General features: G+C 41.5%; 22 protein-coding genes and 1 pseudogene. 8 read left to right on the forward strand and 15 right to left on the reverse strand.

Annotated features, from left to right (window positions below; genetic code table 11):
- The first annotated feature begins 46 nt into the window (after nucleotides 1-46).
- From AB432_RS15595 to AB432_RS15610, 4 genes are all read left to right on the forward strand, one after another.
- Nucleotides 47-979, forward strand: a complete 933-nt coding sequence (locus AB432_RS15595) for a glycosyltransferase (RefSeq protein WP_235617707.1) — start codon at nucleotides 47-49, stop codon at nucleotides 977-979.
- The gene (locus tag AB432_RS15600) at nucleotides 927-1,700 is read left to right on the forward strand and encodes a glycosyltransferase family A protein (protein ID WP_235617708.1); all 774 of its coding nucleotides are present in this window, start codon (nucleotides 927-929) and stop codon (nucleotides 1,698-1,700) included. Before AB432_RS15595 ends, AB432_RS15600 begins: the two co-directional genes overlap by 53 nt.
- Nucleotides 1,701-1,884: 184 nt before the next feature.
- Entirely contained in the window at nucleotides 1,885-2,592 is a 708-nt protein-coding gene (deoD, locus tag AB432_RS15605) for a purine-nucleoside phosphorylase (protein ID WP_048033063.1), read from the forward strand.
- An 81-nt stretch (nucleotides 2,593-2,673) separates the two neighbouring features.
- Nucleotides 2,674-3,363, forward strand: a complete 690-nt coding sequence (locus AB432_RS15610) for a DUF4241 domain-containing protein (RefSeq protein ID WP_048033064.1) — start codon at nucleotides 2,674-2,676, stop codon at nucleotides 3,361-3,363.
- Between the two features lie 1,511 nt (nucleotides 3,364-4,874).
- On the opposite strand, the gene AB432_RS15620 is transcribed toward AB432_RS15610, so the two are convergent.
- From AB432_RS15620 to AB432_RS15640, 5 genes are all read right to left on the reverse strand, one after another.
- Nucleotides 4,875-5,165: a GerAB/ArcD/ProY family transporter gene (locus AB432_RS15620; RefSeq protein WP_113732272.1), complete on the reverse strand. Its 291-nt coding sequence runs from the start codon at nucleotides 5,163-5,165 to the stop codon at nucleotides 4,875-4,877.
- Between the two features lie 418 nt (nucleotides 5,166-5,583).
- On the reverse strand, nucleotides 5,584-7,548 hold the full coding sequence (locus AB432_RS15625) for an acyltransferase family protein (RefSeq protein ID WP_327377932.1): 1,965 nt from the start codon (nucleotides 7,546-7,548) through the stop codon (nucleotides 5,584-5,586).
- 339 nt (nucleotides 7,549-7,887) lie between these two features.
- Complete coding sequence (locus tag AB432_RS15630) at nucleotides 7,888-8,751, reverse strand: anti-sigma-V factor RsiV (protein ID WP_048033066.1); 864 nt, start codon at nucleotides 8,749-8,751, stop codon at nucleotides 7,888-7,890.
- 1 nt (nucleotide 8,752) lies between these two features.
- Complete coding sequence (locus tag AB432_RS15635) at nucleotides 8,753-9,256, reverse strand: RNA polymerase sigma factor SigV (RefSeq protein WP_048033067.1); 504 nt, start codon at nucleotides 9,254-9,256, stop codon at nucleotides 8,753-8,755.
- Between the two features lie 256 nt (nucleotides 9,257-9,512).
- Nucleotides 9,513-10,064, reverse strand: a complete 552-nt coding sequence (locus AB432_RS15640) for a hypothetical protein (RefSeq protein ID WP_048033068.1) — start codon at nucleotides 10,062-10,064, stop codon at nucleotides 9,513-9,515.
- 341 nt (nucleotides 10,065-10,405) lie between these two features.
- Here AB432_RS15640 and AB432_RS31305 point away from each other — a divergent pair, with 341 nt between their 5' ends.
- Nucleotides 10,406-10,537, forward strand: coding sequence for a hypothetical protein (locus AB432_RS31305; protein ID WP_268811855.1), 132 nt, complete (start codon nucleotides 10,406-10,408; stop codon nucleotides 10,535-10,537).
- A gap of 195 nt (nucleotides 10,538-10,732) precedes the next feature.
- On the opposite strand, the gene AB432_RS15645 is transcribed toward AB432_RS31305, so the two are convergent.
- From AB432_RS15645 to AB432_RS15655, 3 genes are all read right to left on the reverse strand, one after another.
- The gene (locus tag AB432_RS15645) at nucleotides 10,733-12,472 is read right to left on the reverse strand and encodes an amidohydrolase (RefSeq protein WP_048033069.1); all 1,740 of its coding nucleotides are present in this window, start codon (nucleotides 12,470-12,472) and stop codon (nucleotides 10,733-10,735) included.
- A 103-nt stretch (nucleotides 12,473-12,575) separates the two neighbouring features.
- Nucleotides 12,576-14,390, reverse strand: coding sequence for a PucR family transcriptional regulator (locus AB432_RS15650; protein ID WP_235617709.1), 1,815 nt, complete (start codon nucleotides 14,388-14,390; stop codon nucleotides 12,576-12,578).
- Nucleotides 14,391-14,868: 478 nt separating this feature from the next.
- Nucleotides 14,869-15,693, reverse strand: a complete 825-nt coding sequence (locus AB432_RS15655; RefSeq protein WP_048033070.1) for a MerR family transcriptional regulator — start codon at nucleotides 15,691-15,693, stop codon at nucleotides 14,869-14,871.
- 83 nt (nucleotides 15,694-15,776) lie between these two features.
- On the opposite strand from AB432_RS15655, the gene AB432_RS15660 reads away from it, so the two are divergent.
- Both AB432_RS15660 and AB432_RS31515 read left to right on the forward strand, forming a co-directional pair.
- On the forward strand, nucleotides 15,777-16,256 hold the full coding sequence (locus AB432_RS15660; RefSeq protein ID WP_048033071.1) for a GNAT family N-acetyltransferase: 480 nt from the start codon (nucleotides 15,777-15,779) through the stop codon (nucleotides 16,254-16,256).
- A gap of 47 nt (nucleotides 16,257-16,303) precedes the next feature.
- On the forward strand, nucleotides 16,304-16,471 hold the full coding sequence (locus AB432_RS31515; RefSeq protein WP_419178478.1) for a hypothetical protein: 168 nt from the start codon (nucleotides 16,304-16,306) through the stop codon (nucleotides 16,469-16,471).
- Nucleotides 16,472-16,476: 5 nt separating this feature from the next.
- On the opposite strand, the pseudogene AB432_RS15665 reads toward AB432_RS31515, so the two are convergent.
- The 6 genes and pseudogenes from AB432_RS15665 to AB432_RS15690 all read right to left on the reverse strand — a co-directional run.
- Nucleotides 16,477-16,686, reverse strand: a pseudogene (locus AB432_RS15665) (TetR/AcrR family transcriptional regulator); the annotation flags it as partial.
- A gap of 642 nt (nucleotides 16,687-17,328) precedes the next feature.
- Complete coding sequence (locus AB432_RS15670; protein WP_162630244.1) at nucleotides 17,329-17,595, reverse strand: thiolase family protein; 267 nt, start codon at nucleotides 17,593-17,595, stop codon at nucleotides 17,329-17,331.
- Nucleotides 17,596-17,835: 240 nt separating this feature from the next.
- Complete coding sequence (locus tag AB432_RS15675) at nucleotides 17,836-18,624, reverse strand: SDR family NAD(P)-dependent oxidoreductase (RefSeq protein WP_048033073.1); 789 nt, start codon at nucleotides 18,622-18,624, stop codon at nucleotides 17,836-17,838.
- A gap of 26 nt (nucleotides 18,625-18,650) precedes the next feature.
- Entirely contained in the window at nucleotides 18,651-19,886 is a 1,236-nt protein-coding gene (locus tag AB432_RS15680; protein ID WP_082196045.1) for an MFS transporter, read from the reverse strand.
- 181 nt (nucleotides 19,887-20,067) lie between these two features.
- On the reverse strand, nucleotides 20,068-21,078 hold the full coding sequence (locus AB432_RS15685) for a TauD/TfdA family dioxygenase (protein ID WP_048033074.1): 1,011 nt from the start codon (nucleotides 21,076-21,078) through the stop codon (nucleotides 20,068-20,070).
- A 12-nt stretch (nucleotides 21,079-21,090) separates the two neighbouring features.
- Nucleotides 21,091-22,620 carry a long-chain-fatty-acid--CoA ligase gene (locus AB432_RS15690; protein ID WP_048033075.1) on the reverse strand — a complete coding sequence of 510 codons (1,530 nt, stop codon included), beginning with the start codon at nucleotides 22,618-22,620 and terminating at the stop codon, nucleotides 21,091-21,093.
- A 453-nt stretch (nucleotides 22,621-23,073) separates the two neighbouring features.
- Here AB432_RS15690 and AB432_RS15695 point away from each other — a divergent pair, with 453 nt between their 5' ends.
- Nucleotides 23,074-23,847 (forward strand): SDR family NAD(P)-dependent oxidoreductase, encoded by a 774-nt coding sequence (locus tag AB432_RS15695; protein WP_048033076.1) that lies wholly within the window; start codon nucleotides 23,074-23,076, stop codon nucleotides 23,845-23,847.
- A gap of 79 nt (nucleotides 23,848-23,926) precedes the next feature.
- Here AB432_RS15695 and AB432_RS15700 read toward each other — a convergent pair whose 3' ends face one another.
- On the reverse strand, nucleotides 23,927-25,069 hold the full coding sequence (locus AB432_RS15700) for an acyl-CoA dehydrogenase (protein WP_048033077.1): 1,143 nt from the start codon (nucleotides 25,067-25,069) through the stop codon (nucleotides 23,927-23,929).
- Between the last annotated feature and the right edge of the window lie 595 nt (nucleotides 25,070-25,664).

The raw sequence follows: 25,664 nt of genomic DNA on the forward strand, positions 1-25,664 counted from the left end.
TGTTTCGTATAGGTCATCTCTTGTTGAGTTGTGAGGGGTAGATGCCGTGTCCAATCGTGGAAAACGAGCGTACATTAGAGTAATCATTTATCAACTGGTGAGGGGGAGTGAGATGGACAACCGAATCGATGATCACCCTGCCGTGTCCGTCATCATCCCAATTAGTGACAACGCCAGGAATATAAAAAAACTGCTCTCTGTTGTCAAAAGAATAGATCCACACACGGAAGTAATAGTCGTATGCAACCAAGTGAGCTGCCAAGATGTTCTCTTGTCCAATGAATGGGGAGCACAAATCATTTCAACCGGTTTGGAAGTAGACAGCCATGAGGCAAGAGCGATCGGGTCTGCTCACGCAAGGGGAGACGTTGTCCTCTTTATCGACGAACTTCTCGCGATGCCTCTTTTATACTTGAAGAAGTATGTCACGCTGGTCAAAAAGGGATCAGATGTCATCATGACGACTTGCTCGGACCACTCGGTATCAAGAAGAGCAAAGCGTTCACCAAGAAGTGCGTATTGCTTGTTGAATCATCTTCTTGGTCAAAAAAGAATGGGCTCCGCTTCCTTTGAAAATATTCCATTTGCCTTGAGCCGAAATGCTCTAGCGGCAATTGGTCCCGGAAATTTATGCAATCCTGCAATTGCTTTGGTTCAAGCATCAGTCTTGGGGCTCAAAATGACGACAATCGCCCCGTTTGCCTCGGAAAAACAACCAGCAGGCACTCGAGATATCGTGCGAAAAGATATCCGTACGATTTATCGGGAGCATGCGAAGGCAATCCAGTTACTAACCGGTGGAACGAAGCTTCGACACGCAGATCAGGATGGACAACGACACCGCGACTTGGTGCATTCATCAGGCGTTCTGCATTTGCGCTCGGTCTTTCATCAGGAATCGCGCGGAAAGGAGGGTGGTGGATGGGATGGCAAACGTAAAGCGAAATATGCGAGATCCCACAAAAAAAAGCAGAGATGAGCACATTAATGGCAAAGAAAAATGCCAGAATGTAAATCGATTAAGTGTCATCCTTTCTGTTCACCACGAGCAGACAATCAAAAAAGTACTCAAACAAATTGAGAAGCTTCGGCCCATGGAAATCGTGCTCGTTGTGGATGGTTGCCCGGATCAATCGGTGAAGAAGATACTCACGTATTCCTCTTGTCCACTCACGGCGTTTGTGTACCCGTTTCTTTTAGGGGATGATGTATGGAGAGCAATTGGTGCCAAGGAGGCGACAGGAGATGTATGGTTGTTTCTCGATGCAGATCATGTTGTAGCTGCAAATGACATGCAGTCCTTTGTTAGAACATGTTACCGAGGAGCAGACATCGCCTTGAGAAAGGCCAGGACACCACTTCGACAATTATCAATGGAACCGGATACCGTTTTGCTAGCGAAGACATTTCTCAATACCTTGGTTTCACGACATGAACTCGGAACTTCCTCGATGTACGATTTACCTTTTGCTATGACCCGACAAGCTGCCTCTATCATCGGTGTTCAACATTTGGTTGTACCTGCCGTTGCACACGCCATTGCTCTGCACAATCAATTGCGAGTCGTGCCGTCTCATTACATTGCATCCGCAAAGCTTACGAGAAAAAGAGCGACACAAAGAAAGAATAACCCGAGTGTTAACCAGACGATCTTGGGAGATCACCTGGAAGCAATGGATTACGTGATGTCCCTTAAATGAATGAAACCGTTGTCGAGGCGATGCCATCTGTCGGTATCGCTTATTCGTTATTTTCAAAAAGTTTCGCGCAAACGTGTAATCAAAAGCTGCTGGAATCATTTGATCTCTTGACTTTGCATTGTTCGGTTTTTGTAGTACGATAGGCAAGTAGGTCATTTTTTCTTGATAAAGGAGCAAACAGATTATGAGTATCCATATTGGAGCACAGCAAGGTCAAATTGCTGAAACAATCCTACTGCCGGGCGATCCGCTACGGGCCAAATACATTGCTGAAACTTTCCTCGAAGGAGCAGAGTGCTACAACAACGTGCGTGGCATGCTCGGCTTCACAGGTACATACAAAGGTAAGCGCGTTTCTGTACAAGGAACGGGCATGGGAGTTCCTTCTATCTCGATCTACGTCAATGAGCTCATGGAATCTTATGGCGTCCAAAACCTGATCCGTGTAGGCACTTGCGGCGCGATCCAGGAAGACATCAAAGTACGTGACGTGATTATTGGTATGGCTGCATCATCCGATTCTCAAACGAATCGTCTCCTGCTCAACCAAGTTGATTTTGCTCCTACTGCTAACTTTGATTTGTTGCACAAAGCGTATCAAGCAGCGACAGAGCGCAATCTGTCTGTTAAAGTGGGCAATATTTTTACGAGCGATAGCTTCTATCGCGAGAACCTCGATTTGTACAAAAAATTGGCTTCCTATCAAGTGCTTGCTGTTGAAATGGAATCTTCCGCGTTGTACACATTGGCTGCAAAATACAAGCGCAATGCATTGTCAATCCTCACCGTAAGTGATCACATTCTAACCGGTGAAGAAACTTCCGCGGACGAGCGTCAAACGACCTTCAATGAAATGATTGAAGTGGCACTCGACGCAGCTCTGATCAAGTAAATTAGCATGCAGACGACATCCCACTGGCAAACTATCGTCAGTGGGATTTTGTGTAGAGGATAGAAAAAAGGGGATGGAATCATGAAACATAATTGCCCTGCCTTTTTTGAAACGGCATTTGACGAAGGGTATACGCAAGAGCAGGATGGCTATTTATATCAGTTTTTCCGCCAAGATATGGGCAAGCTTCAGGTGAATACAGGAAAAATTGTGGCGAACGATCCGTTTGTCATGTTTGAAACGGAACCGTTTGTGGAGGTCTTCCCAAAAGGGAGTTTCTCCGTACAGCTCGCTATCGCGCAAGTTCAATCCCAATCAAAGGAAGAGCAAACGGATAACTCTCTGGAGCCAGATGAACGTGTAGCATTGGCACGGATTGTCTTCTCAGAGAAACCTGTCGTGTCCTGGAAAATGGCTGTTTGGGCGGAGTCAGATGTGTCACAGCTTGGCGAAGGTGAGTTTTTTGGCTACGGTGTGGATGCGGGTACAGGCTCGTTCATGGATGCAGAAGCTTGCACACTTTTGGAACGCGAAATAGAGAAGGACGAGATGTTTTATGAGGCGTTGACGAAGAAAATGGATCAAACGTATAAACATACGCGTAGTTGGGGTTTAATAGATTTAGCGGAAGGCTGTAATGTGGCCATGTTTTCAACAGGATGGGGAGACGGAAGCTACGCGAGCTATATCGGTTATGATGCCGAGGGACAAATCGCACGTTTGGTAACAGATTTTTACTTGTTGGATTGGATGGGAACGGCTGAAGAATAAAAGTTGGGGGAAACGGGGAAGGAAGAGAGAAGAAAAGCTTATAGACGCCAAAGTAGAGTGCCACCGGAGGCACTCTTTTTATTGGTTATTTTTTCTTATTTCGTTCGAGGTATTGCGCCAGGTTATTCAAGGTATTTTCGTAGGATCTTTTTTTGGGTGTAGTGCTGATCGTTTTGGATTTTGGGATTACTTTGGTCATTCGGGGACCTCCGGTCGTTTTTAGTTATAGTGATCTTAATTATACTATAAATGAATTTACAATAAATGTAAATAGTGTTTTTTATTTTAAGTGAATTTTTTTATTATAATGAACCTTTGGTAGTTCATTTCATGTAGATAGATGCTAAATGACTGAGTAGCCTTATTAGATGATCAGCAGTTTGGTTGCTGCTGGTAATGTCTTATTGTGAAGCTGATAAACTACTGGAAAAGCTCCTTATTACTAATTCGATTTGTATGAGAGCAAGTTTCGGTGCATGCATGGATGTCATATGGCAGCGACAGATGAGAAAAAGCTGTTTTGCATCATCTTTTAATTTGATCCAAGTACGAGTGAGTTTGTGACACGTAGTGTATAAACAGGTGAGTACCCCTCTTAGAAATTATGTATTTCTCTTTGAGTCCGATAATATATATTATGTAAACTGATAAAAAGAGCAAGTGGGACAATAACTAAAGGTTCTTGGTTCCGATGTCTAGTGACACAAACATTGTATATTAACAGTTCTTTGTGGTTACTGTGACACAAACATGTATACTAAATTTGGATCATTGGTATACTTGTTTGTGTCACAGTTTTAATGATTGTTTACGGACACGAGTGCCTGGCGACACCAACAGACCGCTATAACATGCGTGATTATTGCATATAAATATATTGGAGGGTCTTAAAGCCCACAAGTACAAATGTAGAGGCACAATGTACAGGTTCTTCTCCTAGTGAATGATTCATTTTGTTTTCAGTTCATGAAATGTAGTTTTCATGAACTGAAATAATACCCCTCATCGAAAGCTGCTCATCAATCAGTGATTCAAAATAAAAAACTGAATTGTCAACTGAATCTTCAACGAGTTATTTATATTGATTTAATATGTCCCGTTTGCGTTGATATTCCTCCTCGCTTCACCCTTCACAAAATGCTCTCTCAGTACCATTAGTGGATAATCCTCCACTCTACTTTTCCTTATTATTAATCGAATAACCCAATAAACCGTTACTCCCAGGGCCGCAATAAAAATGAGAATCCCAACAAACATCATAAAACACATGAACATCTTGGAAGTACTGTTCATCATCATCGAGGTGCTTCCTCCAAACAAATGAAGTTATCTTTTCCTTATGTTAACTGCTTTAAAATGATACCCAATCAACGCAACTGACTAATCTTTCACTTTCGCACGCTTTTCTTTCTGGTAACATGTCCTATGTTTCATAAACTTGTCGTATAATTGCTTTTACTGTCTTTAGGGATGAATCATACAATTCTTCAATAAAATCTTTGATTCTCCCGCTATAGTCCCATTTGTTTTAAAAAATTCCCTACATTTATTTTTTGGGCCAGGGCATAGCTTGGATATTGATTTCTTGTGGTAAGATCAGAGCCAAGAACTAAAATACAAAAGGTTATAATTACGATCATTACAATTCCACCAATAATATAACCGGTGAAAAACGATCTTTGTCCATCTTTAAGCTGGTTTACTTGAGCGGGGAAAATTGTAAGTAATACGACCAACGGCAGCGTGACAACACTTAAAAAATACAAGGTTGCTGGAAGTATCGGTTTGAAGCCTGTCTCCAATACTGGTTACGTGAGAAGAATGATGCGAACAAGGATGTACTCATCGAAACGTTAAAACGTAAAATCAAAGCATTGGTGAATGAAAATAATTAATTACGTGAGCAAATGAAAAAAGCATATGCTCAGGTTTATGGTAAATTTTAGATCATTCATTACGCTAACGGGCAGGATAGCTTGGTTACGAAGAAGAAAACTGTTATAGCTATTGTTAAAACGGCTGTGACTATCAAATTGAAGATAACTCAGAAGAAAGGGAAGATGATCCCTTAACAATATAATAGCCGGTGATTCCTTAGAGTAGGAAAAACCGGCATTTTCGTTTCAAAAAGTTCTTTAGCGTGCAAAATTCTCACATTGTTAGCGGTACCCCTTATAGAAAATGTCACTGACCTTCTCTTTGTCTCGGCTACTTTCGCAATTAACGGTCGGTTACAGTTGTGCGGCTTCCGGTATCGCCGTTTTGTTGCGGTTTGATCGCATCCACCACCAGAGAAGCATAAGCCATAGCGCCTTCCTCGACAAGATGCACGCCGTCCCGTGCGAAATACGAATCTTTGTTGGCGCTGGCCGCGTACCAGTCGGCGAGTGTCACATTGGAGAACTGATTAGCTGCCTCCTCCAGTGCTGAGTTGACGACTTGTTCCCAAGGACGCGGCACTCGTGTATTTACAAGTACAATTTGCTGAACGTCTTTGAGCGAATTCAGTAGATCAACAAGTGTCTTCTCCGAGAATGGTCCGTTCGTACCGAGCTCGATAATGACTACGTCGCCTAGCTTGCCCTTGGTCTTGAGTTGATCGACTACGTCCTGCGCCTCAGACAACTGTCGGCCCACTTTGCCGTTGATTGTGATTCCAGGAAGAAGGTTTTTCAGATAAGGAGCAACGTCAAGCATGACCGAGTCGCCGATCACGGTCACTCCCTGGCCCGTATCCGGCTTTGGAGTCTCAACGGGCTGTTTTGAGTCGTTTGGCTCCGAAATAAGTTTGTCGTCAGGTTGGGCAGGATGGTCCGGTGGCAACGGTCCATCAAGTCCCAAACGTTCTTTGCTGTCGAGTGCTGTAGCGAATTCTTGCTGAGAGTTCGGCGACGCTGTTCCATCCGTTTGAAGGTTGCTGGCGCCTTGTGAAACTGAACTCGTCGTCGCGCTATAAGCACAGCTAGTTATACTGATTAAAAAAAGCATAGGTACGAGTAACTTACACACCGAAGCCATGTTGCGACCGATCGATACCCGATTCCTCCGCATTTTCCGATCACTCGTCTGCATCCATATTTTACCCAAACCGCCGTTGCGAATCGGCTCCTCGATAAACCGCCACGATAGCGCGGCAAGTACAACACTCGCTATTACCTGCAATATGCTGCGCACAATACTGGTCCCGCCGGTGTTGACCACAGGACTTGTCAGGACGATAACCGGATAATGCCAAAGATAAATACCGTAAGATCGAACGCCAAACCACCGTAGCGGTTTCCACCCCAACACTTTTCCCAGTCGGCTGACCGGATGGGCGAGCGCCGCTACCACTACAGCCGTTGCGACGGACAGCAGCACAAATCCTCCTCGGTAAAGAAAGCTGTCGTACGGATCGGTTAGCCAGATCATGACCACAATTGTGACTAGACCAGCCGCCCCGACGCAATCAATGAGTAATCGTGCTTGAGGCGCAGCTTTTACGGAGAGATTGCGGCTCGGCCATATCATTGCGAGCGCGGCGCCGATGAGCAGGGCGAACGCTCTCGTATCTGTTCCGTAGTAAACCCGGCTCGGGTCAGTACCTGGCTCGTAAAGCAACGCCATCGCTAGCGCCGAAACAAGCGCGAGCCCGATAGTCAACCCGAGAAGCCGCAATCTCCGCGGTGAGAAGTGAAGCCCGATAACAAGAAGCAACGGCCAGAGTAGGTAGAACTGCTCCTCCACTGCGAGTGACCAGAAATGTCCAAACGGGGAAGGCGGACCGAAGCTCGAAAAATACGAAACCTCGTGAAAGATACGCCACCAGTTGTTGACATAGAGCAGCGACGACAGGACCTCCCCACGAAGCGATGCCAGTTGGGAGCGACCGAGTAACGTGATCCATGCCATGACGACCACAATTGTGACGAGCAACGCGGGCATCAACCGCCGTACCCGTCTTAACCAGAAGTCTTTCCAATCAATCTTCCCGTCTCTTTTCCATTGTGCAATGAGGATGTCCGTGATAAGGTACCCGGACAATACGAAAAACACGCCGACACCTAGTAACCCCCCAGGAGCCCAGTTGCCATTGAGGTGATAGACGATGACCGCTAATACGGCAAGCGCCCTCAATCCGTCAAGTCCAGGCATGTAGCGGCCATTGCCGTTCAGCGGCTTAGGCATAACGTCTGCCCTTCCCATCTATATCAACGTTTGCTGCGAATGGCGGGAATTGTTCGGTTATCATGCGGTTCGCCACCGCGAGTCGTCTACTACAGTTCTGTTTCATTCGTTTCATGCTATGCATCTGTATTCTACCCTTTCAATCACAATAATTAGGTTTCAACTAAGCTGACGAGTAACTAATAGAATACATGTACGACGAACCCGATATATGTACTTCGGGTCCGAAGTGAATACCAGACTTCATACGGTGCTGTCGGCCCGCCCCTCGTAAGTAATGCAGTTAGCCGCGGCACGGTAGTCATTAGATTCGTTTTCAAAGGTTACACGATAGAACCTGTGATTCGATTTCGATTTTTATTTTATATATTCATTACTTACTAATGCCTCGGTAATGACATTGGTTGGTATGATAAACTCACGCACGCCCATAGATCCGGGTGCGACCTCGTATTTTTCAAAGCAGATGACAAGTTTGCCATCATTATTAATATAGAAGCTTTGATCTTTAGTAATGGTTTCAAAGTTGCCTTCCTTCTCATCTAGCCAATAAACCTTTTCGGGATCTGCTTTCATCTGCTGTCTCATCTGTTCTTTAATATTTTCGCTGATTAGGCTTATATAACTTTCATCTTTAAATAAACTCGGCAGGGTAATCAAAAGCTGGTTTTTCTTGTCTATCGTGTCGTAAGTATATTTTGATAAACCATTAACCGTGCTTACAACATATCTGCCTAAAGCAAGAATCTGATCATTGTCGGTTTTGACATCATAACCGCTTTTTACACCTACATGACCTCCGCCATTTTTCTTTAATTCCTCCATCTCAGCCGTGAAATCGTTGTACAGTTTTTTACTTTCCTCCAGATATTTGTTGTTCAAGGTGGCTTCTAAGGTTTTGTTTTCCATGTTGGCAATGGCAGGTACTTTTATATCTGCTTTGGCAGTTTCTTCATCTACTTTAAATTCTGTAAAAGTTAGTACCTTGACGAGCGAGCTAATCAACGGTACTTCCGATAAGGCATTTGCAAATGTGGGGCTAGCATTAATCCCTGTTATAAATATAATAGCCGCTGCCCCAACACCAACGAGACTCTTCACCCTCCTGTTCGCATGTCTTTTCTTGCTTTGTTTAAGAGCTTTCTTCACAACGAAATCCAATTCATCGGGGATAGGCGTATTCTTATATTTTCTTTTCAATTGTTCCAGTTGTTCGCTCATATTACTTTACCTCCTGTAAAATTTCGTCACTCATTTGAATTCGAAGTTTGCGGAGTGATTGATACAATCGAGTTTTTATCGTGTTGATGTTTTCGTTCATCACTTCCGCAATTTCTTCAATTTTTAAATCCTCAAAATATCTAAGTACAACCACAGTTCGAAAGGCTTGAGGCAATTGCTCCAAAGCCTTCTCCAGATCGATGTCATGGTAGGCGTCTTCACTTATGGGCCCGTGTAATTCCAACGTCTGATCATCTACTAGTTGAATCCTCTTTTGTTTTCTAAGGAAATCGAGAGATGTATTCACCACGATTCTGTAAAACCAGGCTTTCATCGAACCTTCGGATTTTAAGGTGTGTGAAGATGACAACGCCTTGTGGATAGAGTCCTGAACAATATCCAGTGCGTTATCTGCATTCTTTACATAACTGAAAGCTAATTGATACACATTCTGTTTATTTTCCGTAATAAAACGGATAAGTAATTTTTCCAATTTTCTATCCATTCAAAAATTCTCCCCTTGATACGCGAGTATCATTTGCTTGCCTTACTTGTAAAAGACGACTGAGCTAACCAAAAAGTTTGTTTTTAAAAATGGGAAATACGAGAGTCCCTGAAACCACCCGCAATGTATTTTAGAGTGAAAGGTGGATTAACGAACGAAGAGTTTAAATCAACAAGAAACTCGATGTCCCTGAAAGGAAATCGAGTTTCTTGTTAAATATTTGTAAGTTTGCTGGGAAAGTGTATAACTAATTGTTTTATTGTTTTACAGTGTTTTGGTTATCAGCAAAAACAATTTTCAGTTTACTTTCTTCCAAAGCTAAGACAAGATGATCCACGTATCCACCATTTCCTCCTTGTGGAGCCGTTACAATAATATCGTTCACCTTATCACCCGTATAGTCACCAATAATTAGGTTTGGTTCTCTTCCAAGCTGCCCATACAATGTTCCATCTGTCCCTTTGTACACCCAATCATGTTTTACGTATCCTTTGGTTTTTCCATCCTGCACTACAATAGATAAATTGTCGGCATAAGCATCTAATGTTCCATCAATCATTTCTTTTGTTCCAACCAATATCACTTTGTCTTCAATAGAATCACCGTTCACATCGGCCATTTTGTAATCAAGTACATACGTATTTTCTTTTAGTTTAAGTTCGGGCGCCATAAATTTTTGACCAATTTCCACTTTTGGGGCTTGAGCTGTCTGTTCTGCAGAAGCAACTTGGAGTTTTCCCCCTCCTGCTGCGCAAATAAAACCTGCGAGTACCAAAAAAGAAAGTTTCTTTACGTGTTGATTTTTCATTTTTTTAACCTCCATTTATCATTTGCTTGCCTTACATATGAAAGACGTATGAGATACCCTGAAAAGTTTGTTTTTCGATTAATCATGGAAAGCCACCGGGCTAATGCCATTTTTATTACATGTGCTCTCGACCATCATGCGATGGAGAATGGAAAGCAGATAATAATAAGTAATGAAAATTTTTTATCATCTGAGATCGCTATAGAGCTAGAAATTTAATGAAACCTTACAGAGTGTCATTGTTTATCTCAATCAAAAAACAAAGGAAAGTCTGTAAAATATTCTGTGTAAACTCTCAACCTCTAAACTACAATGAGTATTAGAAAGGTCGGGAGATTTTTATGATTTCAAAAGAGCAGATCAAGCAGTGGATCAAAGAGAAAAATATCAAGTCTGTGGACGACGTACTTCGAATAGCCGTAATGGATACAGTAAAAAAACGTCCGCTCCGAGTAGGGCGAGGTGGATATTAACACTATTGGAGAGAATGGAAACTTCTACTATGTTTCAACCGTGGATTATAAGGGGAATTCGTTGAAAAGGGTTTTTTCGAAGTCAGTGGCTTGATAGGGAATTAAATATCCCGTTCCACCCTAGAAAGTGAAACGGGATGTTTTGGGGATTTTGTCATTCGGAGTTACCCTTTTGGGACAGCCCCAGGTAGTTCATTATTTTAACGTGGCATCCCTGAAGGTTTCTTCTCCTGCTTCCATCGTCAACAATACTTTTGCACTACCAATTTCTGTTGAAGGAATCTTAAAGAGATTCTTATCGATCACAACAAGGTCTGCTTCCTTCCCTTGTTCAATGGAACCAGTGATTTTATCTGAAAAGCTGGCATAGGCACCGTTAATCGTGAAACTAGCAATCAAATCAGCAACCGATGCTTTTTCTTCAGGCCCCAGCACTAACTTAGGATCGGTATTTCCGAACTCCTCTCTGGTGACACCTACTTGTATTCCAAATAATGGATCAAATTCCCACGTTATCGGATAGTCACTGGCAGAGGCCACTTTCACTCCGTTATTGATCAGACTCTTCATTGGATACTCACTACTCGCCCGTTCCTCTCCGAGATAAGGCAGTTCAATGTTTTCATAATAGCCTGGTGATTTAATAAACCAATATGGATTGGTAACAGCCACAACATTCAATTTTTCCATGCGCTGAATATCACTTGGCTGAACGATTTGGAGATGAGTCATCTGATGGCGGGAATCTCTTTTTCCATTCTTCTCTACAGCGTACTCAAAACCATCCAAGGTTTCTTTTGTGGCAGCATCTCCGACAGAATGAACGTGCATCGCAAAACCTGCTTTATCCAATGCAGCAGCCGTTTCGTTAAAGACTTGAGGATCCCATTGCGGTTTGGCATTGTGCTTATCCATATATGGTTCAATTAGCGCAGCTGTCCCTCCCTCGATTACACCATCCATGAATACCTTCACCGAGTTTACCTGGACATCAGGTCCGTTTAGTTTTGCCCGTTCTTCTACCAACGATTTTACTTGAGACGGACCCTTGGCAGGATCAGTGGCCAAGGAAACACGATATTTCAGATGAAGCTTTTTTTCTGCTTCAAGAGCCTTTAATGCTTTTAAGGCATTACTACCTGGAACAGCTAGCGCGAGATGGACAGAAGTAATTCCTTTTTCTGCTGCCATATTCTCATAGGCTAAAATCCCTTCCTTATACTCTTCTTCAGAGTAATCCGCAATAATGCCCAAAACCAGATCTTGAGCGGTCTCACGAAGAGTACCAGTAGGTTCCCCCGTAACATCGTCTCGCTCAATTACGCCACCTTCTGGATTCTTGGTATCCTTGGTAATACCGGCCAGTTCAAGAGCTTTAGTGTTCACCCACACCGAATGATGGTCTCCTGAGGTTAAGACAACAGGTATATCCTTTACGATTTGATCAAGATCCTCTTTTTTCGGGCCCTTTCCGGGGAAGACAGGGTTTTCCCAGCCAAATCCCTTCAAACCTTTAAGATTAGGGTTCTTTTGAACAAATTCTTTAATTGTATGGAGATAATCCTCCCTCGATTCTTTTCCAACCAGATTCACTGAAAAGATTGTTTCAACGGCTGCAGTCACATGAGAGTGGCTATCAATAAAACCAGGGAGAACCATCTTTCCCCCAAGATCAACCACTTTGGTCTTTGAGTTTTGATAAGGCTTTACTCCTTGATTGGTGCCAACATATACAATTTTCCCATCGCTGATCGCTATGGCTTCAGCAAAATCACGTTTTGCATTAACGGTGTAAACGGTACCGTTTTGCAATATGACATCTGCCTTTTTACTGATGGGGTTGGTTGCATTTGTTTGGGCCTGTGCAAATCCTGAGAAAAGTGTACTCATTAAGAGAGATGCAAGAGCAACATTCAACGTCTTCTTTAGCTTCATACAATCACCTTTCCTGGCGTGTCTACTTTTCACTTCAGGAAAAATTATATATAAAAAATAGGTAGAGAAATATGTTCATAGCAGACGAAAAATGAATACTTTTTCATCCATGGTGGAGGTTTCTTTGTCCGAATAAATCATACAGCTTAAAGGCTAACATGAGATTAAACCGCTCTTCCGGATCATCCAGCTCCAGTTGTAATAAGTCTGTTATCTTTTCTAATCTATACTTCAGTGAACTTCGATGGATAAAAAGATATTCTGCCGTTTCTTTTAAATTCCCGTTCATGCTTAAATATACTCGCAAAGTATCAAACAGGTCTTTTCCCTTTTCATTTCCGTAGTTTAATAACGGGTCCAGATATTTCTTGATGAACAATTTTGCCGCAAAACTTTCTTCAAGATCAAATAAAATGGAAAGAGAGCCAAGATTGTCAAAGTTTTGTATATGTTTGTTTGAAAAGCGGTTACTTACGATTTTCAAAGCTTGATGAGCTTGGCGATAACAAATGTGGTAGTCTTCGATGGTTTGTGTCCTAGAACTTATTCCTAAAAAAATTTCAATTCCTTGTATGGTTGGTGAAACAACATCCCTAACTTGTTTATGAATCAGTTTCCAATAGAGGTTGCTGTCTTTTTCTTTTTGGTCAGGAACAATCAGAACATAGCGTCCCTCTTTTTGCGTTACGATAATATTTCGATCAAAGAGGTGTAATGCTGTTCTGATTTTTTCCCATATCCAAGTCATCTTGAGCTTAATTGATTGTAAATCCGCTTCTCTATGATTACATTCGATAGATAATACACCAATTCTATTAGGTTCAAACAGGTTAAGATTAAACAGATTGGCATATCCGATCACTTTTTCTTTATCTTCAATCTTTTCCAGGAAAAGTTGATGGATAAAACCGTCCTTAACCTGTTCTTTTGCCTCTGCCACAAGTTTTTGTTTTTTGATCTGAATTGCATATACATCCAAGGCGTACTTCAGTGTCATTCGCATTTCCAGATCGAATTCCTGTTTACTTGCTTTCACACCTACATACCCGAATAGCTCACTGCCACAAACTACCCTCCATATTCCAAGATGATGGTCTCCCCCATATTGGAGCCACTGCTCTCGATCAGGTATATTCATGATTTCCCATGCTTTTACATTCAGTTGTCTTACGATTTCCTCTAGCTCCTCATTACGTTCTCCCATGAAAAAACTGGAGATCGGATGCAGGAAACGATCAAATAGAATAACTGTTTTTCCAATCAAATGTGAGAAGGTTTTGGTAACCTCAAAGTAACCATCACCTACCAGAGCCTGTGTCACTAATTCTTTATAGTGAATCATTCGTTTTTCCAAGCGATTTTTGTCTTCCAGTTCTGCCCTCAATTTCTGCTTTTCTTTCTCTTTGTTTTTTACTATTTCCATTACGATCGCAAAATCTTTGCCATATTCCCTAAATGACTTGTCCGCTTGGAGATTCAAGGGAGTCTCCTCCCGATACCCAACAACACATACATCAAAACTGGTAGAATCGCTTTCTTTAATTGGAAAGGTAAACCAGGCAACAAAACCTTCATTCTCAAATTCTCTAAGCAGATCACAACTCTTCCATACCTCGATACCATCCATAGAACAATGGGGTTTAGATAAACAGCATGCCAAACAAGACGAACACGATAATGGAAACTTCTTCTCAAAACTCTGTGAGTCTCCTCTTCTTGTTCGAATACTCAAGACATCCTCTGATTTTTGAATAATTGCAACGTAGTCACAGACAAACTCATCCCAAAATGACTCTACTAGAAACCGCAGTGCTTCATCAACGGTTTCTAGTTTGTGCAAGTTTCTCGCAGTATTACGTAAGTGTATATCGATATCTTCAATACTATTTTGCCCCCAAATCCACTCCCATTTGTCCATTCTATCCCTCATTTCTATAAGTTAAATATGAAAGAAACCCAACCAGAAGCGTTGCCACAAACATCATAATTGATATTCGTTCAAAACGCTGCCACTTAATTCAACAATCTTGGTACATACCAGACTCTAATCGATCTGACGCATTTCAACGATATCTGATACTTCTATGTTCCTATTTCAACAGACGCATGAGTTGATTCGTACAATCGGGACAAAACCATTTCCCAATACGCGAAGAAAGTTATTATCTGGGATATGCTTCATGTTGAAGAGACATATTGAAGGGTCTGCTGCGCAGCTGACAGCTCGTATGTTAACAAGAGGTACTTTTTTTATCTAACGCCAATATCTTTCCTTACAGGAATGCTCCTATTAATCTCTATTTTCCGAGTTTTAAAAAGAAAGGCAGAATGGGACTCGATTGTCGAGTTCCATTCTGCCTTTCTTTTTAAAGTATTGCTGCTTTGCCTAACACCTTCTATTTTCGAACCTCTATCATTATTTTTGTCACATACTCTTCGCTAGTATTTTTGGTTACCGCATCTAGGACGTATTCTTCATACGAATATTCCCCGATTTGAAGTTCGTGGGCTTTTATAAATGCAAGCATTTCTTCATAAGTTGCAGCAATCCTCTCACTCTTTCCAAAATGATAGCCAACCACATACAACCCCTTTGGCTTTGTATAGCAAGTTATCGCTTCATGATTTTCTGTTTGTTTCATATATAAATTCGAATAGTTTTCGTAATCTGCTGACAATAGTTGATTACGTGAAACCATCGCTCCAATTGGATAACCCGCATCGAGCCGATGCGTATGGAGCGCATCGATAAAATCAGATACAGCCCGTACAAAATCTCGGTCCGTACAATCTAGAATGGCATCACTGGAAAATAATTTTTCCTCCGAAAGTTCTTCTATATGAATACGTGAAAAATCGGTTTTGATGGCTTCCTTGGTCAAGCTAAGCTTCGTTTCAATCATTTGTTGGATTTGCTGCAGGTTTTGAATTTTGCGCTGAATTGTAGACGCTTTATCTTCTAAAAGGCTAACAAAGTTTTCTGGTGTTTTGTTTTCCAAAAAGGGCTTTATTTCTTTTAAGGGCATCCCGACCTCTTTTAATAGTTCAATCACGTTAAATAACTCAAACTGTCGATACGAATAGAATCGATAGCCCTTCTCATTTTTAATATCTGGTGACATTAACCCGATGTCATCATAATAAAACAATGTTTGCTTATTGACTCGACATAGCCTCGCAAATTCCCCTGTCGTGAAATATTTGTGTGTCGCCTCTGACATATAAACCTCCCCTCTCTTGACTATATAGTTACTATATAGTGTACATTTCTTACTATAAATTTAAGCGAAAGGGTTTGATAGTCATGAGTATCATTATTCGTGACATAACGCCAGAAAATGTTCAAGAAATCCTGCAATTACGTGTCAAAAAGTACCAAACCTCATTTATCGAAACACCTCAAAAATGTTTACAAGATGCAAAAGCATGTAGCTTTTATCAACCAGTAGGGCTATATACTGGCAAAGAACTAGTTGGATTTGCGATGTACGGAGAATTCCCGGGTGAAGATGAAATAGAAGATAAACGTGTTTGGTTAGATCGCTACTTTATTGACCACCGTTATCAAGGATATGGCTTAGGTAAGCAATCATTGGAAGCCCTTATTCAGCACCTTGTCAAACAGTATAACTGTGAAAAAATTTACTTAAGTGTATTTAAGGACAATGTCCAAGCCATTCGTATTTATCAAAAATATGGATTCAAGTTCAATGGAGAAATTGATATTAACGGTGAAAAAGTCATGGTGAAGAAAGTCAAGGGATTTGACCTGAAGCACTTGTAGCCATTAATATTACAGCGCCAATCTTCCCTATTCTATTATCCATTTCATTGTGGATGGGGATAGGAGGAGCCACTTTATATTCAATTTTTCTAGGTCAGAAGAAATATAAAGAAGCACAAGCAGTCTTTACACAATCATTTGGAGTATCAGGGGGCAACTCAGCCATATATTTTTCCAAAACGGCACGGCAAGTGGTATTCATCCATTGTTGGTAAGCTTACTGTGCCTTTTCTAATACATAGGAAATAAATTGATCATGTATGATGCAAAGAAGCTTATCCTTCGATTTGAAGTTGTGGTAAAATCCTCCTTTTGATTTTTCACTTTCCTTTACAATTTGCTCAACCGTCACCCCGTGGTATCCATTCGCTTCAAAAAGGAGGATCGATGGTTCAATAATTCCATCTCTAAGTGATTTCTCGCATACTATTTACGAGCGCTTATTATAACACAAGATTTATTGAAACCATGCCTGTAACATCTTATCGATGGCAATCACAACAATTTTACAACCGACTCAGGAGAACTCCTTTTTCAATACGTTGAAAAGATTATAAAACTGGTTAACCAAACAAAAAAGAGCCTGCCTTCTTCCCCAATCCCTCTCCCTGAAATTAACTCTAACTAACACGCGGAAAATAGTGCACATTCAAAGATCACTTAGTATCAATGAAAGAATCCAATGCATTAAAATACTGATAACGGATACAGTTTTTTCAAGAAAAACTCACCGCAGGCAAAATCCTCCCGGGTGAGTTCATTCTTGTTTTACTACATCCTACCACGAGACAACATCAAACCTCGCTTGGATGATCGTGCACTTAAATAATATGTTGTTTTTTATAGGATATAAATTTATTTGTAAATAATTTATAGTGCGCTTGATCGCCGCAAAATTGGCAAAACAGTTTTGCGGAAGAAACCTTGTTGACATGTGGAACTTGAATTGTTCGCAATCCTTCTATCAAATGTTTCTTACAAACATAAACCATTGCAACCTCCTCCTTTCCATTGTGAGAACATGTGACCATAGGAGAACGTAATAGTTCTCTAAGTTACACCGATTCAATAATCATAGAAATCCCTTGACTTCCGCCGATACACATGGTAGCCAATCCATCTTAAAGGCCGACTTTAAATCCTCCGGCCTTTCAAGTTTAGCATCATGGCGAATATATTCATCCTCGGCGATGGTGATCTGCTTTCCTTTATTTGTTAGAATGACAAGCGTAATTTCCTGCTTGAACCGACCCTCCTGTTGTGCTCTGGCGGCTTTCAATTGCGATTCCAGTGCAAATTGATCTTGCAAGTCACGCCCGATTTCAAATTGATCGGCCAAACGTATGCTCGATTTCTTCCGCTTGGACCTTGCTCTTCTCAATCGCTTCCCTGGAAGCAATAGCCCCAATCTACACAGCGGAAACATCCTTTAAGTTTCCACCAAAGCTGCCGAACGGAGTTCTTGCTCCTCCCAAGATACTAGATTAAAAAAGTTATGGATCTCTGATTGATCGAAAAGCGAGCGATCACAGGATGCATGATCGCTCACACTGTCTTTTCCTTATCTTTATATTTCCTTTTACTTAGCCCCAAGTCCCCCATCAACAGCCAGTATTTGTCCTGTGCAATAATTAGAAGCTGCAGAAGCAAAGTATAGGACAGCTCCTACTAAATCATTATCTTCGCCTAGTCTTCTTGCTGGAACTTGGGTAGCAAGGAAAGCACCAGCTTTTTGGACAAGTGTTCCAGGAATTTCGGGGTTATTCATTCCTGTTTGGTAAATTCCAGGAGCAATGGAATTCACATTTATGCCATGGCGACCCCACTTGACGGCAAGATCCTTCGTTAGAGTCATCACTGCACCCTTGCTGGTTGTATATCCTACAGAGTCTACTACTTCCGGATCCGTACCTTTACCTCCAATAATAGAAGAAATATTAATGATTTTTCCGTATTGGTTGTCGATCATATGGCTTCCTACCGCCTGACACATCAAGAATGTTCCGGTAACATTGGTATTGATCATGTCTTGCCATTGTTTTAATGTCATTTCAGTCGCTGGCGCTTCTGAAACCGTCCCGCTACTGTTGGTTAAAATTTCAATCTTTCCAAAATGCTCAATGGCCCTTTTCACACCTTTACGGACAGATTCAGGATCCGTGACATCTAATGCTATTGCAAGTGCTTGTTTTCCTAAAGCTTCGATTTCTTTTACAACGTTCTCACAAATCTCTACACGACGCGAGCATACTACAATGTTTGCACCTGCTTCCGCCAACGCCAGCGCCATGAAACGCCCTAACCCAGTACCGCCTCCTGTAACAATTGCTGTCTGTCCAGTTAAATCAAACATTTTGTTAAATGACATATTAGATCTCCTCCTAGAAATGGTGTTTAGATACTTACTTTCTTGTCTGCTTTTATTGGAGTGTGACTTTGATTTGCGGGACGTACAACGACCCAAAAGAACAATCCGATAACGAACATAACCAATGAAGCCACTTGAAACCCATAACGATATCCGATTGCTTCAGTCGCTGCATAATGAATAATGAACCCGAATACGAGAGGAGCAATCATACTCCCTGTATTTGCGAGAGCAATATACATCCCTTGTGCTTTTCCGATGTTTTGGGCAGAAAAAAGTTCTATCAATACGGCGGGTCCAATTGAGAGAACGAGCATTCCTAAACCTGGAGCAAGGGTCAAGAACAGTATCGAGAGAGCACTCGAATTCACTACACTTCCAAGAAATATACAAAGTGCGGACAGCACCATCGACAAACCTGCAAGATTTACTCGTGCTTTACGAATATCTCTTGTCTTGCGATATAGCCTGTCTGATAGCATGGCAAATCCAATTTGACTAATAGCAGCGAAAAGAAAAGGTAGAGCCACGGCAAGTTTTAATAATTGACTATCAAAATGTTGAATTTTGGTAAAGTATACTGGATACCAAATCACTTGAATGGCCACTAAAAAATATGCACAAGCTCCACTCAAAGCGACAAAGACAAAATTTTTAGAAAATAGATGCGGGAGAAATTGGCGCCAAGAAAGTTTAGCGAGGTTTGATGAATGCTGCTCCTCTTGATCAAATGAAGGCAAACCAATTTCTTGTGGACTTTCTTTACCAAAAAACTGCCAAAAAACTACCCAAATCAGTCCTACGATACCCATGGCTATAAAAGCAGATCTCCATCCATATTGATCTGTCAAGGAGATTAATAGTGGAGAAGCAATCGCAGGTCCAATCATTGTTCCAAACAGAATAGCGGCATAGCCGATCCCATGTTTTTCTTTCGGGAACCATTTTCCCAACATAGCTGTTGCTACAGCGGCGGCTGGACCTTCGCCTGCTCCCAAGATGATTCTTGTCAACACCAAGAGAGACAGACTGGAAACAAAAGGTGTGGCAAATTGAACAGTCAACCATATCATCGACAGCCAAATAAACATTTTTTTCGTGTTTTTGGAATCAGCCATACCACCTAGTAAAATCGATGTTAGGGTGAAAAACAAATAAAAGGAGCTCCCCACAAGTCCCCATTGGGAAGGACTTAAATGTAACTCATTCATGACGGGGACGGAAACCAAACCTATGATAATTTTGTCAACTTGGTTGATCATACCGATAAGAACTAGAAACAACAATATAATCCAGGAGTATTTAGGAGTGTTCCGTATAATAATCCCCCCTAATATTTTACTTTTTAGGGAACGCCTTCTCTTGAAATCTGAAAAGGCACTCCCTCTCACATGAATCCATTGGTGTTCCAAATTCAAGCCCACTTACCTCAGGTTTTCTACACTACCGTCTAGCTGTTTTTTCACGTACAGGAATACCACCGCTAAACACATCGAATTCTGGGGCAACTTCTCGACCATTTGGCATCATGAGCCATAATCTTAATAAATGACGTCTGCGTTCCTCTTCTTCGTAATCTTCAAATACAGTCCGTGAATGAAGTACGGTGTAATTGTTGACGAATTGCATATCACCCGGTTCCATCATCATATCAATCTGCAAGTTTCCATCATGAAGGAGGGAATCCATTACATCAAATGCTTCAACCTCCATTTTTGACAGTTTGATACCTGTTTTCTCTTGTGCAGATTCAACATAATAACGCATAAATCTACAGCTCAATTTACCATCGTAATAACTAAAGATCGGTGATGAAAATACGGGAGATTCACCTTGTGCTTGTTCCCCGCGAAGATCATGGAAGAGTGGGCGATAGAGGATTCCAAGATACTCTGGGTACTTCTCCAGTATTTCATTATAAAGAGCCATTGCACTCGCCAGACTGCTTAAACCGCCAGATTTCGCTTTGCGAAGACAGAGTAACCCGACTACGTCCGTTAAATCTGTGTGATAAGGAAGATGTACATTCGTTTGGTAAGCACGTACACTTGTATTGGAAAAGTCGAGACCTCTGTCTTTGATATGTCCCAAGAGGTCGCCTTTTGCGTTTTGCGTTACCGGAATGCCCAAATTAAGCCCGAGACCGTAGTAAATAATGCTCGCTTCTTCATCTGTATACCTTTCCATCGGCAATCCACGAATTAATAGAAACCCTTTCCCATTCTCCAGTTCGTCAATAAAGTAAGCGATTTCATCAGCGAGATCAGGAATCGGGAAATCCTCCTTGTTAATATCAGGTACTTGTAAACCCTTTTGCTTCACTTGAAATAAAGCGTTTTCAAGAGATGCGATCATTTTGTCGGACATATAATAAATCCATGAATCATCTTTCGTGAGATCACTCCCTTTCCAAGCTACTGAACCTTGAACTTTTTCCTTTAGAATGGATCCCATAAAAATTCCTCCTCAAATAATATGGCTGGTTTTACCTTCAGTTAGTTCTCTTAATTCTCTGCGTAAAATTTTCCCTGCTGAGTTTTTCGGTAACTCCTTTAAAAATTCTACATATTCGGGAAGTTTGTACTTCACCAGCTTTTCCTGACAGAATCGAATCATGTCATCCTTAGTGATCTGTTCATCCGAGACGACGACATAAGCTTTTATGCTTTCACCGTATTCTGCATCTGGTACTCCGATCACGGCCGCCTCTAAAATTGCAGGATGTTCATAAAGGACTTCCTCTACTTCACGGGGATATACATTGTAACCGCCAACGATAATCATGTCTTTCTTGCGATCAACTATGTAGATGTATCCTTCTTCATCCATTCTGGCTAAATCACCCGTGTAAAACCAGCCATCCTTTAAAACAGCTGATGTAGCTTCCGGCATGCTCAAGTATCCCTTCATGACATTTGGGCCTTGGACAACTAATTCTCCGACTTCTCCTTTCGCCAATTCTTTTCCGTATTCATCTACCACTTTGCTCTTGACACCAGGAATATCCAGACCGATAGAACCAGGCTTGCGTGTTCCCTTTAAAGGATTAAAAGCGACGACAGGAGCAGTTTCGGAAAGGCCATACCCTTCCAAGATAAACACGTTAAACTTGTTTTGAAATTTTTGCAGCACCTCAACTGGAATGGAGGCACCTCCAGAGATGCACAAGCGAATAGATGAGAGATCTTCCGCAGTTGCTTCAGGCAATTGATAGATAAAATTGTACATCGTTGGAACTCCTGCAAACACAGTTCCCTTTTTTTCTCGGATGGTTCTGACCACATCGAGAGGGCTGAATCTAGGCACGATAAGGACAGTTGCCCCGCAAGCAATTGGCGCATTCAGACAAACGGTCATACTAAAAACATGAAACATCGGCAGAACAGCTACGACGCGATCTCCCTCAAACATTTCCAGTAATTTAAAAACGGAGTCTGCATTCGAAGCCAGATTTCGATGAGATAACATCACACCCTTTGGTTTACCGGTTGTTCCTGATGTGTATAGAATGACGGCAAGGTCTTCCTGATCAATGAGAGGACTTTCACAAACATAATTGCCTGTTTCCATCAGATGCTCCCAAGTCCATTCCTGATCCTTTGCATCTGTATAAATGACGAGTTTTGGATTTTCCAATTGTCCCTTTATTTCTGATAACTTCGGTTCTACGGATATATGAGCAATGACCGCTTTGGCTTGACTATTGTCTAAAATGTAGGTGATTTCCCCAGAGGTAAATAAAGGATTGATTGGAACAGCGAATGCACCGACACGTATAATGCCGTAGTACGCGATGACAAATTCAGGGCTGTTTCCTAATACAAGAGCTACTCCATCACCTTTCCCGATTCCTTGGGCAGATAACCCGGCAGCGAATCGATCCACCTGCTGATTTAATTCTTTATAAGTAACACTTTTATCTCCATAGATATAGGCGTTACTATCCGGGAAATTACTTGCACTTCTTTTCAAATTTCCATCTAAATGATAACTCATTACATAATACTCCCCCTTTACTCACAATTAGGTGTTTGTAAACAGTGATTATTATGACTTTTGTGACTGTTTAGAAATCTTACTTTGATTATACTCATCAATTGCAATTAAATAAAATTAGAGTTTTTTACTTGCAAGTAAGTATTGCTAATATTTGAGTTAGGGTTCAACATCTTTAATTACTCAAGAGGGCATGGTGAAGTACCATATCCTTGATCAAACTCTCGTCACATAAAACGGTGAATATATGAAACGTTCTGGCTGTATAACCATGATTGATAGACAAAGGCTGTTCCCCTTTTAATATTAGTAATACTTACTTGCAAGTAAAAACATTTAATTTTATTTAATTATTTTTGACAAGTATAATCGAATGTATAAAAGAGTTAATATTCACAAAAATCGCATTCTATTTTGGTCGCATGAAGTCTTGATTTAAACAGGAGGTATTGTATGGATTTAAAGTTATCTGGAAAAAAAGCACTCATTACAGGAGGAAGCCGGGGAATTGGTAAAGCGATTGCCCGACAGTTGGCTCTGGAAGGTGTAGATTGTACGATTTGTGCAAGAAACGAATCCGCATTAGAGATCGCTGCAGATGAATTAGTCCAAGAAACAAAAAGAAATATCTATCCGATCGTGGCAGATACTTCGAATCCTGACTCTATCCTACATTTAGTTGAACAATCGGCAACAGCGATGGGTGGTATTGATATTCTCATCAACAGCGGGGCTCGTGTTGGGGGTGGAGAGCCAGAGGATTTTAATCGTATTAAAGATGAACTGATTTTGAAAGATTTTGAAGAAAAGTATATGGGCTATTTTCGTTGCATGCGAGCTGTCGCTCCATATATGATGAAAAACAATTGGGGGCGCATCGTTAATATAAGCGGTCTGGCTGCCAGAATAGGAGGCAATTATTTTAGTTCCGGTCCGCGTAATGCATCTGTTGTCCATTTAACAAAATCTGCATCATTGGAATTAGGAAAGCACGGAATTAACGTCAATGCTGTTTATCCAGCCGTTACCGTGACGGAAACGATTAAAGAGCGATTCCCTAATGAGGAGGATTTGCACAAGGCAGTAGAAATGTATCCGATTGGCCGCTTGGTTACAGCGGAGGATATTGCTTATGTCGTTACCTTCCTGGCTTCACCTTTGTCGACATCGATTACTGGCGATGTCATTTCGGTAACTGGCGGCATAGGGAATACCGTTTTTTACTAATAGCTAGAACAAGTCAAAAATAAAAATATCTTCTCTATTAAAAAACGAGCCTCTCTAAAATCTGAGGCTCGTTTAACTTTTATCCTCTAAGAAGCAGGTTTGCAATCACAACACGCTGAATTTCATTTGTTCCTTCATAGATTTGAGTGATCTTCGCATCGCGCATGAAACGCTCAACTGGATATTCACGAGTATAACCGTATCCACCGAACACTTGAACAGCTTCAACGGTCACTTCCATGGCAATATCTCCAGCAAAAAGCTTAGACATCGCAGAATGAAGTCCGTAAGAGATTCCTTGATTTTCTCGCCAGGCTGCCTGATATGTCAGCAAGCGAGCAGCTTCAATTTTAGTCGCCATATCAGCAAGCTTAAATTGGATTGCTTGTAGCGTAGAGATCGGCTGGCCGAACTGTACGCGCTCCTTGGAGTAGGCTAAAGCGTGATCGAATGCCCCTTGCGCAATCCCTACAGCTTGAGCTGCAATGCCGTTTCTTCCCCCGTCGAGCGTCGTCATAGCAATCTTAAACCCTTCGCCAATAGAGCCTAGCATATTTTCTTTTGGCACGCGGCATCCTTCAAAAATAATTTCATTTGTTGCCGAAGAACGAATCCCTAACTTCTTCTCTTTCTTACCAATCTTTACACCGGGGAATGTTTTTTCTATTATAAATGCAGCGATTCCTTTATGTCTTAACTCAGGATTGGTCTGAGCAAAAACGATAAAGACATCCGCATATTCTCCGTTAGTAATAAATATCTTACTTCCGTTAATCACCCACTCATTCCCTTGTAAAACAGCAGTTGTCCTCATATTCGCGGAATCGGAACCGGATCCTGGTTCAGTTAAGCAGTAAGCACCCATCCATTGTCCTTTTGCCATCGCCCGAAGATATTTTTGCTTTTGTTCTTCCGTCCCAAATTTATATACTGGCCAGCTGGCAAGTGATGTGTGCGCACTTAGCGTTACGCCTACAGAAGCATCGATACGAGAAAGCTCTTCAATCGCGATCACATAACTTAAGTAATCAGCTCCAGCGCCACCATATTCTTCACCCCAAGGGATTCCTAACAATCCTATTTCCCGCATCTTTTGCCATATCGACATATCCCAACGCTCTTCTTCATCACGGTCTCCTGCTGTTGGTTCACACTCATTTCTAGCAAACTCACGTACCATCTTCTGCATCATTAAATGTTCATCCGATAAAATAAAATTCATAAATTCTCTCTCCCTTTCGAGTTCATAGTCTCATTCTGCTTCTACTTCTTCATGAGAAGTATCCGTAGTTAATTCACTACAATTCCAGCAGTAACTTCTTATCCTTTCCCAAATGGAGAGGGGCTCGTTACAATAAATACAACTGTCTATTTTTGCCATGGAAGGTACCCTCCTTTAGAATTGAAATCCTCACGACATGTCGTTACATGCTTTCCTTTGGCTTAAACCGTCAATAGACGGCTATTCCCTTTCACTAAAACGGAAAGAAATAATAGAGAAAGAAATTAGGTATTTCTTTCTCTATAGAAAGGAGTGGAAATGAAGCACTCGTCACTAAAGTCAAGAGGTTCCAGAGCTGAGCGCTCCTGCGAGCGAAGATCAGCAGGCTATCCTGTAGTTCGTACGGTTACATACGAAAGTGTTTTGGACGTCCTTTGACTTAGCCCCAAATCCCCCATCAACAGCCAATATTAGTCCAGTACAATATTTGGAAGCGGCAGAAGCGTAGAGTAACAGCAAAAGATCCTGCTAAAGTCATTGTTTCAGCTAACCTATTCTCCTAAGATGGAATTATTATGGGCGAAAGAAAGGCTTA

Origin of the sequence: Brevibacillus brevis (assembly GCF_001039275.2) — a bacterium.
Classification (GTDB): domain Bacteria; phylum Bacillota; class Bacilli; order Brevibacillales; family Brevibacillaceae; genus Brevibacillus; species Brevibacillus brevis_C.

Bases quoted from the DNA above. Each gene is read 5' to 3' on its own strand.
- AB432_RS15695 (WP_048033076.1), top strand. From the start codon at position 23,074: ATGGATTTAAAGTTATCTGGAAAAAAAGCACTCATTACAGGAGGAAGC.
- AB432_RS15610 (WP_048033064.1), top strand. From the start codon at position 2,674: ATGAAACATAATTGCCCTGCCTTTTTTGAAACGGCATTTGACGAAGGG.
- AB432_RS15650 (WP_235617709.1), bottom strand. From the start codon at position 14,390: ATGGACAAATGGGAGTGGATTTGGGGGCAAAATAGTATTGAAGATATC.
- deoD (WP_048033063.1), top strand. From the start codon at position 1,885: ATGAGTATCCATATTGGAGCACAGCAAGGTCAAATTGCTGAAACAATC.
- AB432_RS15635 (WP_048033067.1), bottom strand. From the start codon at position 9,256: ATGGATAGAAAATTGGAAAAATTACTTATCCGTTTTATTACGGAAAAT.
- AB432_RS15700 (WP_048033077.1), bottom strand. From the start codon at position 25,069: ATGAATTTTATTTTATCGGATGAACATTTAATGATGCAGAAGATGGTA.
- AB432_RS15645 (WP_048033069.1), bottom strand. From the start codon at position 12,472: ATGAAGCTAAAGAAGACGTTGAATGTTGCTCTTGCATCTCTCTTAATG.
- AB432_RS15630 (WP_048033066.1), bottom strand. From the start codon at position 8,751: ATGAGCGAACAACTGGAACAATTGAAAAGAAAATATAAGAATACGCCT.
- AB432_RS15690 (WP_048033075.1), bottom strand. From the start codon at position 22,620: ATGAGTTATCATTTAGATGGAAATTTGAAAAGAAGTGCAAGTAATTTC.
- AB432_RS15625 (WP_327377932.1), bottom strand. From the start codon at position 7,548: ATGGGAAGGGCAGACGTTATGCCTAAGCCGCTGAACGGCAATGGCCGC.
- AB432_RS15655 (WP_048033070.1), bottom strand. From the start codon at position 15,693: ATGTCAGAGGCGACACACAAATATTTCACGACAGGGGAATTTGCGAGG.
- AB432_RS15685 (WP_048033074.1), bottom strand. From the start codon at position 21,078: ATGGGATCCATTCTAAAGGAAAAAGTTCAAGGTTCAGTAGCTTGGAAA.
- AB432_RS15675 (WP_048033073.1), bottom strand. From the start codon at position 18,624: ATGTCATTTAACAAAATGTTTGATTTAACTGGACAGACAGCAATTGTT.
- AB432_RS15600 (WP_235617708.1), top strand. From the start codon at position 927: ATGGCAAACGTAAAGCGAAATATGCGAGATCCCACAAAAAAAAGCAGA.
- AB432_RS15680 (WP_082196045.1), bottom strand. From the start codon at position 19,886: ATGATCAACCAAGTTGACAAAATTATCATAGGTTTGGTTTCCGTCCCC.
- AB432_RS15640 (WP_048033068.1), bottom strand. From the start codon at position 10,064: ATGAAAAATCAACACGTAAAGAAACTTTCTTTTTTGGTACTCGCAGGT.
- AB432_RS31305 (WP_268811855.1), top strand. From the start codon at position 10,406: ATGATTTCAAAAGAGCAGATCAAGCAGTGGATCAAAGAGAAAAATATC.
- AB432_RS15660 (WP_048033071.1), top strand. From the start codon at position 15,777: ATGAGTATCATTATTCGTGACATAACGCCAGAAAATGTTCAAGAAATC.